11 protein-coding genes and 1 other annotated feature are annotated in these 13,873 nt (G+C 41.6%); of the genes, 8 read left to right on the plus strand and 3 right to left on the minus strand.

Annotated elements, in window-relative coordinates; genetic code table 11:
• Nucleotides 1-36 precede the first annotated feature (36 nt).
• The 5 genes from trmD to GKR71_RS17630 all read left to right on the plus strand — a co-directional run bounded on the left by trmD (nt 37) and on the right by GKR71_RS17630 (nt 5,732).
• Nucleotides 37-801, plus strand: a complete 765-nt coding sequence (gene trmD / locus GKR71_RS17610; protein ID WP_036949832.1) for a tRNA (guanosine(37)-N1)-methyltransferase TrmD — start codon at nt 37-39, stop codon at nt 799-801.
• Nucleotides 802-842: 41 nt separating this feature from the next.
• A complete protein-coding gene (gene rplS, locus GKR71_RS17615; protein ID WP_036949834.1) occupies nt 843-1,196 on the plus strand; it encodes a 50S ribosomal protein L19 in 354 nt (117 codons plus the stop codon).
• Between the two features lie 450 nt (nt 1,197-1,646).
• Nucleotides 1,647-2,741: a 3-deoxy-7-phosphoheptulonate synthase gene (locus tag GKR71_RS17620; RefSeq protein WP_036949837.1), complete on the plus strand. Its 1,095-nt coding sequence runs from the start codon at nt 1,647-1,649 to the stop codon at nt 2,739-2,741.
• Between the two features lie 13 nt (nt 2,742-2,754).
• Complete coding sequence (tyrA, locus tag GKR71_RS17625) at nt 2,755-3,876, plus strand: bifunctional chorismate mutase/prephenate dehydrogenase (protein WP_154600386.1); 1,122 nt, start codon at nt 2,755-2,757, stop codon at nt 3,874-3,876.
• A gap of 299 nt (nt 3,877-4,175) precedes the next feature.
• Nucleotides 4,176-5,732 (plus strand): methyl-accepting chemotaxis protein, encoded by a 1,557-nt coding sequence (locus tag GKR71_RS17630; RefSeq protein ID WP_036949840.1) that lies wholly within the window; start codon nt 4,176-4,178, stop codon nt 5,730-5,732.
• Between the two features lie 67 nt (nt 5,733-5,799).
• Here the strand turns inward: GKR71_RS17630 and pheA are convergent, their stop codons facing one another.
• The 3 genes from pheA to bamD form a co-directional block, all read right to left on the minus strand.
• Entirely contained in the window at nt 5,800-6,972 is a 1,173-nt protein-coding gene (pheA, locus tag GKR71_RS17635) for a bifunctional chorismate mutase/prephenate dehydratase (RefSeq protein WP_036949843.1), read from the minus strand.
• 25 nt (nt 6,973-6,997) lie between these two features.
• Nucleotides 6,998-7,117: a sequence feature (Phe leader region), on the minus strand.
• 168 nt (nt 7,118-7,285) lie between these two features.
• Nucleotides 7,286-7,615 carry a ribosome-associated translation inhibitor RaiA gene (raiA, locus tag GKR71_RS17640; protein ID WP_036949847.1) on the minus strand — a complete coding sequence of 110 codons (330 nt, stop codon included), beginning with the start codon at nt 7,613-7,615 and terminating at the stop codon, nt 7,286-7,288.
• Between the two features lie 384 nt (nt 7,616-7,999).
• The gene (bamD, locus tag GKR71_RS17645; RefSeq protein ID WP_154634644.1) at nt 8,000-8,728 is read right to left on the minus strand and encodes an outer membrane protein assembly factor BamD; all 729 of its coding nucleotides are present in this window, start codon (nt 8,726-8,728) and stop codon (nt 8,000-8,002) included.
• 137 nt (nt 8,729-8,865) lie between these two features.
• Between bamD and rluD the strand changes: the two genes are divergently transcribed.
• From rluD to clpB, 3 genes are all read left to right on the plus strand, one after another.
• Nucleotides 8,866-9,843, plus strand: a complete 978-nt coding sequence (gene rluD / locus GKR71_RS17650; RefSeq protein ID WP_036949853.1) for a 23S rRNA pseudouridine(1911/1915/1917) synthase RluD — start codon at nt 8,866-8,868, stop codon at nt 9,841-9,843.
• A complete protein-coding gene (gene yfiH, locus GKR71_RS17655; RefSeq protein WP_036949856.1) occupies nt 9,843-10,577 on the plus strand; it encodes a purine nucleoside phosphorylase YfiH in 735 nt (244 codons plus the stop codon). Before rluD ends, yfiH begins: the two co-directional genes overlap by 1 nt.
• A 125-nt stretch (nt 10,578-10,702) precedes the next feature.
• The gene (gene clpB / locus GKR71_RS17660; RefSeq protein ID WP_036949859.1) at nt 10,703-13,276 is read left to right on the plus strand and encodes an ATP-dependent chaperone ClpB; all 2,574 of its coding nucleotides are present in this window, start codon (nt 10,703-10,705) and stop codon (nt 13,274-13,276) included.
• Nucleotides 13,277-13,873: the final 597 nt, after the last annotated feature.

Consider the following 13,873-nt stretch of genomic DNA (forward strand, 5'->3'; position numbering starts at 1 on the left):
TCTCCGGTTTACCGGTTTTTATGAGTGGGATAAATCATGTGGATTGGGGTAATTAGCCTGTTTCCCGAAATGTTCCGCGCAATAACCGAGTACGGGGTAACTGGTCGGGCAGTGAAAAATAGCCTGCTAACGGTTGAGTGTTGGAATCCGCGAGATTTTACTCACGATAGACACAAAACCGTTGATGATCGCCCCTATGGTGGTGGTCCAGGCATGCTGATGATGGTGCAACCGTTAAAAGATGCAATCCACGCAGCAAAAGCTGAGGCCGGTGATGGTGCAAAAGTGATTTACCTTTCACCTCAAGGTCGCAAACTCGGTCAAGACGGAGTTTGTGAACTGGCAACAAATGAGAAAATAATTCTGGTTTGTGGTCGTTATGAAGGTATTGATGAGCGGATCATTCAAACCGAAATTGATGAAGAATGGTCAATCGGTGATTACGTTCTCAGTGGCGGGGAGCTCCCTGCTATGGTGTTGATAGACTCAGTCTCTCGGTTTATTCCTGGAGTATTAGGTCATCAAGCTTCAGCTCAAGAAGATTCTTTTGCTGATGGCTTGTTAGATTGTCCTCACTATACCCGACCAGAGGTGTTAGACGGCATGCAAGTTCCTGACATACTACTTTCAGGAAACCATGCCAAGATCGATAGCTGGCGCATGAAGCAGTCACTCGGTCGTACCTGGCTTAGAAGACCTGAGCTTCTAGAAAGCCTAGCTCTGACTGACGAGCAGAGGATGTTGCTAGCTGAGTTCCAACGGGAATTTCAGGCTGAGCAACCAGTGAATCCAGACAATTAATTGTCTAAACATATCAGTTTACCTAGGGTAAGAGAGTTATTATGAGCAACATTATTAAACAACTTGAACAAGAGCAGATGAAGCAGGACGTACCTTCATTCCGTCCGGGTGACACCGTGGAAGTTAAGGTATGGGTCGTAGAAGGCTCTAAAAAACGTCTGCAGGCATTTGAGGGCGTGGTTATCGCTATCCGTAGCCGCGGTCTGCATTCTGCATTCACTGTTCGTAAAATTTCTAACGGCGAAGGTGTTGAGCGTGTATTCCAAACTCACTCTCCAGTCGTAGATAGCATTGCTGTTAAACGCCGTGGTGCTGTTCGCAGAGCTAAACTGTACTACCTGCGTGAGCGTTCTGGTAAGGCAGCTCGTATCAAAGAGCGTCTGAACGCCAAGTAATACGCTTTCGCTACATCCGAAAGTTAAAAGGCCCGCATCTGCGGGCCTTTTTTATATTCGTCATATTTCGCGTTGTGGCGGTGTTAGCTTCATTCAGCCACGCAGGTCACATACTTATGTATGCTCCCTGCACTGTCTTCATTTTACCGCCTAGCCACAGCTCGAACTATTTAGAATATACCGTTCAATAAATCTCATTTCGTAAATTTATATTTACAAATTTTGTTCGTTTTTTGCTTTTTAATATGAACTCATTCTCTTTGAATCCTATAATATTATTTAAATTCAATCATATAAAACAGTGTAACTTTTTGTGTACATGTAATTGAATTATTTTACGGTTTTGGATTGAAATCTTTACGATGCATGATATGTTATCTCTCACGCACCAAACACAAGATCGATAAATAACATCACTAACAAATAATAAGCTAATAAGTAGGTAATCAAATGATCATGCAAAAAGATGTACTCAATAACGTGAATATTCAAGACGAGCAGGTTCTTATCACCCCTGAAAGTCTGAAACAAAAATATCCATTGAGTAACAGCAATCTGCATGCCATTGCGACATCGCGTAAAGTGATTGCTGATATTATTCATCAGCGTGACCCGCGCTTACTCGTGGTATGTGGTCCTTGTTCAATTCATGATGTAGATGCTGCCATCGAATACGGTGAGCGTTTACAGAAGCTTGCTGCTGAGTTAAGTGATAGCTTATATATTGTGATGCGTGTGTACTTTGAAAAACCACGTACAACCGTGGGTTGGAAAGGCTTAATTAGCGATCCATTTATGGATGGCAGCTTTGAAATGGAAAAAGGGCTGCATATTGCCCGCGATTTATTGACCAACTTAGTGAATATGGGATTACCACTGGCGACAGAAGCGTTAGATCCTAATAACCCACAATACTTAGGTGATTTATTCAGTTGGTCAGCAATCGGAGCGAGAACCACGGAATCCCAAACTCACCGTGAAATGGCATCCGGCTTATCAATGCCAGTGGGTTTTAAAAACGGCACAGATGGCAGTTTATCTACCGCCATCAATGCGTTAAAAGCTGCAGCAATGCCGCACCGCTTTATGGGAATCAACCAATCCGGTCAAGTTTGCTTACTGCATACCAGCGGTAATAAAAATGGCCATGTGATCTTACGTGGTGGTAAAACACCAAACTATGATGAGCAAAGCATTGCGGCTTGTGAAGCTGAAATGAAAAAAGCCGGGCTAGAACCATCATTAATGGTGGATTGCAGCCACGGTAACTCAAATAAAGATTTTCGTCGTCAGCCACTGGTGGTTGATTCAATTATCGATCAAATTGTTAATGGTAATGAATCAATTACAGGTATTATGCTTGAAAGCCATATTAATGAAGGCAACCAGTCATCAGAACAGCCACGTGAAAATATGAAATACGGGGTTTCGGTGACAGATGCATGCATTAACTGGGAAGAAACTGAGTCTGTGTTGCGTAAATTACACCAAGCATTATCACCAGTGCTTGAGCAGCGCGGGCAAAAATTAAGCAAAGTGAGCTGAGCAAGGGATTGGTATGTCTGCTGAATTATCCCATTTACGGGAACAGATTGATGAAGTTGATAAGTCATTATTAGATTTGCTCGCCAGACGGCTTCAGTTAGTGGCTGAAGTTGGTGAAGTCAAAAGCCAGCACGGATTACCTATTTATGTGCCTGAGCGTGAATCTAGTATGTTGGCGGCTCGCCGAGCAGAAGCGGAGCGAATGGGGATCCCGCCTGATCTGATTGAAGATATTCTTCGACGGATCATGCGTGAGTCCTATGCGCGCGAAAATGACAAAGGATTTAAAACACTGAACCCTACCGCCGGTCCGATTGTGATCGTCGGTGGGAATGGGAAAATGGGGCGGTTATTTCATCGTCTACTTTCCCTTTCTGGCTATCAGGTTAAATTGCTGGGTGAGCAGGATTGGGATAATGCGGCTTCGATAGTCTCTGGTGCAAGCGTGGTGATGATTAGTGTACCTATCCACCTCACTGTTGATGTCATTAAACGTTTGCCTACTTTAGACCCAGAAACAATTTTAGTAGACATTGCTTCTGTGAAGCAAAAGCCACTCGAGGCCATGCTATCTGTGCATCAAGGCCCTGTATTAGGATTACATCCGATGTTTGGTCCTGATATTGGCAGTGTTGCCAAGCAAGTTTTTGCATTCTGTGATGGGCGAAAGGCGGAGTCTTATCAATGGCTGCTGGAGCAGCTACAAGTTTGGGGCGCACGTTTGAAAGCGATTAAGCCTGAAGAACACGATCGTAATATGAGTTTTATTCAGGCGTTACGCCACTTTACGACGTTTACTTATGGGCAAAATTTAGCGAAAGAGCAGGTTGATCTACAACAGTTGTTGGATCTCTCTTCCCCAATTTATCGTCTTGAATTGGCAATGGTAGGGCGCTTGTTTGCACAAGATCCACAATTGTATGCAGATATCATCATGTCTTCGGACGAAAATGTTGAATTGATCCGCCGTTATTACCAGCTTTTGGGGCAATCCATTGAAATGCTGGAGCGCAAAGATAAAGCTGAATTTATTCGACAATTTGAGCAAGTCAGCCAGTGGTTTGGTGAAGATGCACATCATTTTATGAAAGAAAGCCAGTCTCTATTACAGCGGGCGAACGATAACCGTAAATAATTTCTTTTAGCCATTACTCTATAAATCGATGAAAAAGGGTAATGGCTATCTTTATGCTAAAAGTGCTAAATGCATTTCCATTATTAATATTTATAATAAATAAGTAATTGTACTTATTTCTGTAGTTTATCCTAAATTTATAATTGAGCTTCTTCCTTAAGTAGGTTTATCCACCAATTAATTAGAAATTAATCAATTTATAATATCGATATTTATAAATTAAACGATTTATCTAATAAAGATCCCTTGCCATTGACCGATAACACTAATCATTAAATGATGATAAGTGTGGTAAACCTATGTCTTTTAAGAACCTCAAAATTAGTTTGAAATTAACTATCGCGTTTGGCGTTTTCATCACGCTAATTGTTTTAAGTTCTCTGTTTTCATTAGTAAATATGAATCGAGCAAATGAAAGCATTCAGAACGTCATTTTTAAAAGTTATCCAATAACCGCTAATGCAAACTCGGTGATGGATAATTTTTATTCTTATATTGGTATCCAAGAATTGATTTTATTGGATGACCGAGGGAGTGAAAAACGCAAGGAAGAGCTAGTTAAAATTAGCCAAAATATTTCTGATCTGTTGGATGAGTTGGATCGAAGTATAACTGATAGCCGTTCTCGTGAAGTGCTTGATAATATCCAAGAGGTGAGAGCTAAATTTATTAGTACTCAGCAACAGATGATGGAGTTTATGAATCAGGGAAATCGTCAAGCCGCGATTGAAATGATGATGACAAAAACATCAGCTATTCAGCGAGAATATCGTGAGCAAGTCCAAAACCTGATAGCCATCCAAAATATGTTGATGCAAGAAACGGGTTATCAGGTGGAAGATGACTATAAAGCAAATCGTGTTTTATTGGCATTTTTATCAATCATTAGCATTGTTGTGGGCTGCGTTATGGGGTGGTACATCACGCGTATTATCACTAAACCTTTAGAGCAAGCGGTTGATTTTGCTAAATCAATTGCCAGTGGTGATTTGACCCAAAATATTCAAGCGCAATCTAAAGATGAAACTGGGATCTTACTTGAATCGCTCAGTGAAATGAAAGGGCACCTACTTGAGATTGTCCAAGAAGTTCAAAATGGATCTGAGAGTATTTCTGCGGCAGCAGGGCAAATTGTTGCGGGTAATCAGAACTTAGCCGCTAGAACGGAAGAGCAAGCGGCTTCTGTTGAGCAAACGGCAAGTTCGATGGAGCAAATTACATCCACGGTACAGAACACCACAGAACATACCCATGAAGCGACAATGTTAGCTGATAATACGGCTGTGACAGTCAAAAACAATGGTCAGATGATGGTTCAGCTAACCGATAAAATGCGCGCAATTAATGGTTCATCTCAAAAAATGACGGATATTATTAACTTAATCGACTCTATTGCCTTCCAAACGAATATCTTAGCCTTGAACGCGTCTGTTGAAGCAGCAAGGGCAGGAGAGCATGGTCGTGGTTTTGCGGTAGTAGCGGGTGAAGTGAGATTATTGGCGCAAAAAAGTGCTGCATCGGCCAGTGATATTCGTTCGTTAATCGAAAACTCCTCTTCACAAACCCAAGAAGGTATGGAATTGGTTGAACAAGCTAGCCAGCAGATCCACGGTATGGTCGCCAGTGTTGAAGAGATGAATGCGTTATTGCGTGAAATTGGTCAAGCGAGTAGGGAGCAGAGCGATGGTATTTCACAAATTAACAGCGCCGTGGGGCAATTGGATTTAACAACACAACAAAATGCGGGGCTGGTGGAAGAGTCGGTCGTAGCGGCAGATTCGTTGAATGACCAAGCTTACCACCTTCAAGAGCTGGTTAATTACTTTAAACTCAGCGCGACAATACAAAAATCGTGATTGACAGAAATCGTAATTAATAAAAATAACACAGGCTAATGACCTGTGTTATTTTTTTGAGCCAAAATTAAGGCGTCATTTTTTCTGGCTCTACAGGAACGATATTTTCAGATGGGTAGCAGCCAAGAATTTTAATTGAGCGGGTGATCTCAGCTAATTCTTTCAGTGCTTGTTGCATATTATCTGAACGCAAGTTAGCGTGAACATCTACATAAAACATCTCTTCCCACGGCTTACCATTAATTGGGCGAGATTCTAATTTACTCATCACTATCTTATTATTTTTTAAGATAATTAAAGCATCCACTAATGCACCGGCTTGTTGACCTGTTGTGATCAATAACGTCGTTTTCGCTGGAACTTGTTCAGTTACTTCAATCGCTCGTGGAGCCACAACAATAAAGCGAGTCATATTAATTTGCTGATTCGCTAAGTTATGTTCCAAAACCGTTAAGCCATACAATGCTCCGCCAGCCTCACTACCTAATGCAGCAACATTAGGGGAATTATGTTCTGCCACTTTTTGCATTGCTGTAGATGTGCTGTCGCAATATTCAATTTTCCAATGAGGGAACTGAGATAAATATTGGCTACATTGCTGGAAGGGCTGAGGGTGGCTATAAACTGTATCAATCTTGCTTAATTCACTACCTGGCGTGGTCAACAAGCAATGGTTAATTGGCAAACGAATTTCACCGACAATGGACAATGATGTATTTTGCAGTAAATCGTAAACATCATTTATTGCCCCTGAGCTGGTATTTTCGATAGGTAAAATACCGTAATCTGCTTGACCACTTTCAACGAGTGAGAAGATATCTTGAAACTTATGGCAGCTGCATTCAACCAGTTGATCAAAATGACGAGCTGAATATTGACGCGCGGCAACATGGGAATAAGAACCTTTAGGTCCTAAAAATGCAAATCTTGCGGTATCACTTGGTGTCAGATTTAAATGTTTTTGTAAGATAGCTTGTTGAGTAAGGACAGAATCCTCAATGATCATCTGAAACAAGCGTGTAATATAAAAACCATCAAGACCCAGAGGTGTGCCTTTATTAATTAATACATCGAGTAATTGTCGTTCGCGCTCTTTGTCACGGATTGGGCGGTTATCATCGATTTTGGTTTCAGCAACTTCAATTGCATAGCCTCGACGTTTTGCAAGAAGCCCAAGGAGTTCACTGTCTAACTGGCTAATTTTCTCACGGACTTTCAGTAAATTAGTGCTATTTTCCATTCTGCGACCCTATCAAACATCAGTGAATAAAAAAGCCCCCTAGGTAGGGGGCTTTAAAATATTGTCTTCTTTTTTTTCTCGAACGACAAAAGCCCCTTAATGTGAGTGGCTAAAGAAGAAAAAGAAAACAGTATTTAGTTTCATGGGAAATCCTTTCGAGTGAAGTTATTCAAATAGACATGATAGTGAATGAGAAGTCAACAAAAAACAGCGCAGAATATAAAAACGCGCCCATGATGAGCGCGTTTGGAAGGTTTCAAGATAAGTGGATTGATAATATAAAAATATAACGTAACTACTTAAACGCAACTGATTACAACGTTTCTAGATTCGCTTCTTTTACACTATTAGTTGCCCTTCTTGATTCTCCTTTATGTTGCACTTTGTTTAACTGTCTTTCGAGTTTGTTGATAAGGTCATTTATTGCAACGTACATATCTTCATGCTTAGCACTTGCTACCAACTGTCCGGTAGCGGTTTTTATGTTGGCATCAACCATAAAACCTTGAGGCTCTTTCGATAGCACCACATGGGGGCTAATTAAGGAAACTTGCCATTTATCGAGTTTTGCTAGACGGCTTTCAATGTGTTCACGAATTGCTGGTGTGATGTCCATTTGTTTGCTAGTAATGTTAACTATCATATAGTTACCTCTCATTGTTTCCGTCTTTGATGAATTCAGAATACCGATATCTAGGAATAAAAAATTGATCTAGATCACACTTAAATTATGGGGAAGGGGGTACCCACTTGAAGTGTGATTTTGGCTAAAAAAGGCAGGTAAAAGGATTGCCAAAATAACTATATTGAGGGAGACTGAGAGAGTTGGCTATCAACACGGTAAATAGCCGGTACTTTTTTTGGGTAAAATTTTAGATTATGAATTTTAAAAGAAAAAGTTCAAAACTATCCCCACACTCTGATTCATCTTCAAACCCACTGCATTTCAAATCACGATTAAAATTATCAAAAAAAACAGCAGCCGAAGCTGCCGTTCTTATTTCAATCGATAGCGTTAAAAAGCAATTTATTGGTTTGCTGCAATAATGCTGCCGACTTTGTTTGCTTCTTTGTCTAAGGCCATCTCTTTATACGCAATTTCCATATATCCGAGCGCTTGACGCGTTGCTTCTGTATCTGGATAGTCACGTAACATTTGTTGGACACGATTAACAACCGCGACATAGGCCCCACGTTTGTTGTAATATTCAACGACAGAGAGATCAAATTTTGCCAAACGATCTTTTAAGTAAACTAAACGCTTACTTGCATCGTTGGAATATGGGCTGTTCGGATAGTAACGAACTAATTGGCTCAAGTCTTTGAACGCAACCAATGCGTGTTGTGGGTCTCTGTCAGAGCGATCGATACCAAAGAAACCTTGTAACATGCTGTCATCTAACGCCATTGCCGTTAAGCCACGCATGTAAAGTACGTAGTCAATATTGGGATGAGTTGGGTTTAAACGCATGAAACGGTCAATTGAAGCTATCGCCATTGGTAGCTCTGCTGATTTATAATAGGCGTAAATCAGGTCTAACTGTACTTGCTGAGCATACGGACCAAACGGGTAGCGGTTATCCAACGCTTCAAACTGTTTAATTGCCGCGTTATAGTTACCGTCCTGTAATTTTTGCTGACCTGTACTATAAATCTCAGCTGGGGAACTATCGGGGCTGACTTCGTTATTGCTGGAGCATCCGGCGAGAGCCAGGCTCAACGTGGCAGCTGCCACCAGATATTTCATACGTATCATCACGTGTTGGTTATCCTCTGACTGTATCGAGGGAGTCTATCCGTAAGGCTCCCGGCAAAATTCGAGTTACAATAGCATACATTTTAAATGAAACGGCAGCGCCGTCAAAACACAAACACCAAAAAGTAGATTAATTTATGGCTCAACAAGTACAATTAAGTGCAACTATCGCTGAATCACAGCTTGGTCAACGTTTAGATCAAGCTTTGGCTGAATTGTTCCCTGATTATTCACGTTCTCGAATAAAAGAATGGATCTTAGACGATAGAGTGCAGGTTAACGGCAAAGTTATCAATAAGGCAAAAGAAAAAGTTTTAGGTGGTGAACAAATTTCCATCGATGCCTTGATTGAAGAAGATAGCCGTTGGGAACCTCAAGATATTCCACTTGACGTTGTTTATGAAGATGAAGATATCCTAATTATTAATAAACCGCGTGATTTAGTTGTTCATCCGGGGGCGGGTAATCCAGACGGAACCATTTTAAACGCATTATTATATCGCTATCCTGAAATCGCGGATGTACCAAGAGCGGGCATTGTTCACCGTTTAGACAAAGACACAACTGGGTTGATGGTCGTCGCTAAAACGGTCCCTGCACAAACTCACTTAGTGGAAGCGTTGCAACGCCGTGAAATTACACGTGAATATGAAGCGGTCGCTGTTGGCCGTATGACAGCAGGCGGTATGGTCGAAGAGCCAATTTCTCGCCATCCAACCAAAAGAACGCACATGGCTGTTCATCCAATGGGCAAGCCTGCGGTAACTCACTATCGAGTCATGGAGCATTTTCGCGCTCATACGCGCTTACGTCTACGCTTAGAAACCGGAAGAACGCATCAAATCCGTGTTCATATGGCGCATATCAACCATCCATTAATCGGTGATCCATTATACGGCGGTCGACCACGTCCACTGAAAGGAGCAACAGAAGAGTTCCTCGAAGTGATGCGTAATTTTGATAGACAAGCGCTACACGCAACAATGCTGCGTCTTTATCACCCAATCACAGGAATCCAAATGGAATGGCATGCGCCATTACCTGATGATATGGTGAAATTGATTGAAGCACTGAAAGCTGACACTGAACTTCATAAAGACGATATGGACTGGTAATGAATACGTTGATTTTCCCTGATTGGCCGCAACCTAAAAATATTTCAACATGCAGTACAACTCGTGCAGGTGGAGTGAGCCTTCCGCCTTTTGATAGCCTAAATTTAGGTGATCATGTTGAGGATTTGCCTGAGGCAGTCAGTGAAAATCGCCATCGTCTTGAAAAGCTTGCTCAATTACCACAGCAACCCGTGTGGCTTGAGCAAGTACATGGTACTCATGTTCTGCATTTAATGGGAAGCGAGATTGAAAATCGTCAAGCGGATGCGGTGTATACCAACCAAGTTGGTCAAGTGTGTGCCATCATGACAGCAGATTGCTTGCCAGTATTGTTTTGCAGCCGCGATGGTAAAGAAGTGGCAGCGGCTCATGCCGGATGGCGAGGCCTCTGCAATGGCGTATTGGAAAATACGCTAGCGGCATTTAATGCACAACCGAGCGACATTATGGCGTGGATGGGGCCCGCTATTGGCCCTGAAAAATTTGAAGTTGGCGTAGAAGTTAAACAAGCATTTACTGGTCAATCTGCCGATCTTGCAGATGCGTTTACACCTCACAATGACAAATTTCTGGCAAACATCTATTTACTGGCGCGTAAAAAGCTACAAGCCGCGGGCATTTCAGCCATTTATGGTGGTGAGTTTTGTACGGTCAGTGATGAAAACAGATTTTTTTCCTACCGACGAGAGGGGAGAACGGGGAGAATGGCATCCCTTATATGGATAAATAACTAGTTCATGGAATAATATTCCAAATTAACAAATATTGAAAAAATAATCCCGCCTAAAACTTGAATATTTAAAAACAGACCGCATCTTATCTTCAGTAGCAATTTTAATCATATTCTATTGGAGGTGTTATGCGTCTGGATCGTTTAACTAATAAATTCCAGCAAGCTCTCGCTGACGCCCAGTCATTAGCCCTTGGGCGCGAAAATCAGTTTATTGAACCAATTCATTTACTCAGTGCTTTGTTTAATCAAGAAAGTGGTACCGTGCGTCCATTATTGACGACGCTCGGCGTGAACGCAGTTACGTTCGAAAACAAAATTGAAGATGCATTGGCTCGACTCCCTCAAGTGCAAGGTGTTGCTGGGGATGTACAACCATCAAGTGACTTAATGCGTCATTTGAACTTATGTGACCAGCTTGCTCAGAAAAATGGGGATGACTTTATCTCCTCAGAATTATTTCTGCTCGCTGCTTTAGAAGCCAATACAACCCTCGCTGATATGTTGAAAGCGGCGGGTGTTAATAAAGACAATTTGAAAAAGGCAATAGAACAGATGCGTGGTGGCGAAAAAGTGAATGACCAAAGCGCTGAAGACCAGCGCCAAGCTTTGAAAAAATTTACCGTTGATTTAACCGAACGTGCAGAACAAGGGAAATTAGACCCAGTTATTGGCCGTGATGAAGAAATTCGTCGTACCATTCAAGTATTACAACGTCGTACTAAAAATAACCCAGTATTAATTGGTGAACCTGGTGTAGGTAAAACAGCGATTGTTGAAGGACTTGCACAGCGTATTGTTAATGGTGAAGTCCCTGAGGGATTGAAAAACAAACGTGTTTTATCACTGGATATGGGGGCTCTGATTGCAGGGGCGAAATATCGTGGTGAATTTGAAGAACGTTTGAAAGGTGTTCTGAATGACCTTGCTAAACAAGAAGGTAACGTCATTCTGTTTATCGATGAATTACATACTATGGTGGGTGCGGGTAAAGCCGACGGTGCGATGGATGCCGGTAACATGTTAAAACCTGCACTGGCTCGCGGTGAACTGCATTGCGTGGGGGCAACAACCCTTGATGAATATCGTCAATATATAGAGAAAGACCCTGCGTTAGAGCGTCGTTTCCAAAAAGTATATGTTGCAGAACCATCCGTGGAAGACACCATTGCTATCTTGCGTGGTTTGAAAGAACGTTATGAATTGCACCATCATGTGCAAATTACTGACCCAGCTATTGTGGCGGCAGCGACGTTATCGCACCGTTACATTACTGACCGTATGCTGCCAGACAAAGCTATCGACTTAATCGATGAAGCGGGCGCTAGCTTACGTATGCAGATGGATTCAAAACCAGAATCTTTAGATAGATTGGAAAGACGTATTATCCAATTAAAACTGGAACAGCAGGCACTGAAAAAAGAGTCTGATGATGCCAGTAAAAAACGTCTGGAAATGTTAGAAGAAGAGCTGGCGGAAAAAGAGCGTGAATATTCTGCATTAGAAGAAGAGTGGAAAGCAGAGAAAGCATCATTAACTGGCACTCAACATATCAAAGCTGAATTAGAAAATACGCGTATTGAGATGGAAAAAGCGCGTCGTAATGGTGATTTGGCGAAAATGTCTGAGTTACAGTATGGACGTATTCCTGAATTAGAAAAACAGTTAGAAGTGGCGACGAAAGCAGAAGGTAAAAGCATGAAGCTTTTACGTAATAAAGTTACTGACGTCGAAATCGCAGAAATTCTGGCTCGTTGGACAGGTATTCCAGTATCAAGAATGCTTGAAAGCGAAAGAGAAAAACTGTTACGGATGGAGCAACAATTACATCAACGTGTGATTGGGCAAGATGAAGCGGTTGTGGCTGTGTCGAATGCTATCCGTCGTAGTCGTGCAGGTTTATCGGATCCTAACCGCCCAATTGGTTCGTTTATGTTCTTAGGCCCTACAGGGGTAGGTAAAACAGAATTATGTAAGGCACTAGCAAACTTTATGTTTGATAGTGACGACGCCATGGTTCGTATCGATATGTCCGAGTTTATGGAGAAACACTCTGTATCTCGTTTAGTCGGTGCACCTCCAGGATATGTGGGTTATGAAGAAGGTGGTTATTTAACTGAAGCGGTAAGACGCCGCCCATATTCAGTTATTTTGCTGGACGAAGTTGAAAAAGCGCACCCAGATGTATTTAACATCTTGCTGCAAGTATTAGATGACGGTCGTTTAACTGATGGGCAAGGTAGAACGGTAGATTTCCGTAATACCGTAATCATCATGACTTCAAACTTAGGTTCTGATCTTATCCAAGAACGTTTTGGCATGATTGGTTATTCAGAAATGAAAGATATGGTGATGGAAGTTGTCGCTCATAACTTCAGACCTGAATTTATTAACCGTATTGATGAAGTTGTGGTATTCCATCCGTTAGGTAAAGAGCAAATTACGAATATTGCGAATATTCAGTTAGCTCGTTTATATAAACGTTTGGAAGAACATGGTTATGAAGTCACTGCAACAGCGGCTGCATTAGAGAAAATTGGTGAAGCTGGTTTCGATCCAATCTTTGGTGCTCGTCCGTTGAAACGTGCAATTCAGCAAGAGATTGAAAACCCACTGGCACAAGAAATTCTGTCAGGCAGATTAATCCCAGGTAAACCAATTACTCTGGATGTTGAAAACGATGAAATCGTAGCGAAGCAGTAAGTAAGCGCTCGGTTATTGTCGAAAAGTAAGTTAAAAGGCGACCATAAGGTCGCCTTTTTCATATAAATATTGCCCCAAATGGCATTTTTTGTTGAAAAAATACACGTGAAGTATAAAGGATAATCAGTTAGAAATTATTTTGCAAAAAACACTTGCCAGATTTTTCTGACTCCCTATAATGCGCATCCACTGACCGGGAACAAGCCAACGCAAAGCGCGATGGACACTGAACCGGCAGCGAGAGAATCTGAAAAGATTAAGTAAAAAAATACTTGACTCTCAATGAGGAAAGCGTAATATACGCCACCTCGCGACAACGACCTAAGTTGATAAAAACTGAGTCGAATTTCTCAAGAAATGTCGCACCGCTCTTTAACAATTTATCAGACAATCTGTGTGGGCACTCACAGGACACTATCAAAAAAATATTTGATTTTAAGTCTTGAAGAGTGACTAACACGTTAATTCATATATATGAACTAATAGGTAATTTGGTTTCTTCGGAAATCAAACGACAGTAACATTCTTTGAGCGTCAAGCTTTTTAATTGAAGAGTTTGATCATGGCTCAGATTGAACGCTGGCGGCAGGCCTAACA

Origin of the sequence: Providencia sp. wls1922 (assembly GCF_009706505.1) — a bacterium.
Taxonomy (GTDB): Bacteria; Pseudomonadota; Gammaproteobacteria; order Enterobacterales; family Enterobacteriaceae; genus Providencia; species Providencia lanzhouensis.

Coding starts and splice junctions, on each gene's coding strand:
- trmD (WP_036949832.1), top strand. CDS start 37: ATGTGGATTGGGGTAATTAGCCTGTTTCCCGAAATGTTCCGCGCAATA.
- rplS (WP_036949834.1), top strand. CDS start 843: ATGAGCAACATTATTAAACAACTTGAACAAGAGCAGATGAAGCAGGAC.
- GKR71_RS17620 (WP_036949837.1), top strand. CDS start 1,647: ATGATCATGCAAAAAGATGTACTCAATAACGTGAATATTCAAGACGAG.
- tyrA (WP_154600386.1), top strand. CDS start 2,755: ATGTCTGCTGAATTATCCCATTTACGGGAACAGATTGATGAAGTTGAT.
- GKR71_RS17630 (WP_036949840.1), top strand. CDS start 4,176: ATGTCTTTTAAGAACCTCAAAATTAGTTTGAAATTAACTATCGCGTTT.
- pheA (WP_036949843.1), bottom strand. CDS start 6,972: ATGGAAAATAGCACTAATTTACTGAAAGTCCGTGAGAAAATTAGCCAG.
- raiA (WP_036949847.1), bottom strand. CDS start 7,615: ATGATAGTTAACATTACTAGCAAACAAATGGACATCACACCAGCAATT.
- bamD (WP_154634644.1), bottom strand. CDS start 8,728: ATGATACGTATGAAATATCTGGTGGCAGCTGCCACGTTGAGCCTGGCT.
- rluD (WP_036949853.1), top strand. CDS start 8,866: ATGGCTCAACAAGTACAATTAAGTGCAACTATCGCTGAATCACAGCTT.
- yfiH (WP_036949856.1), top strand. CDS start 9,843: ATGAATACGTTGATTTTCCCTGATTGGCCGCAACCTAAAAATATTTCA.
- clpB (WP_036949859.1), top strand. CDS start 10,703: ATGCGTCTGGATCGTTTAACTAATAAATTCCAGCAAGCTCTCGCTGAC.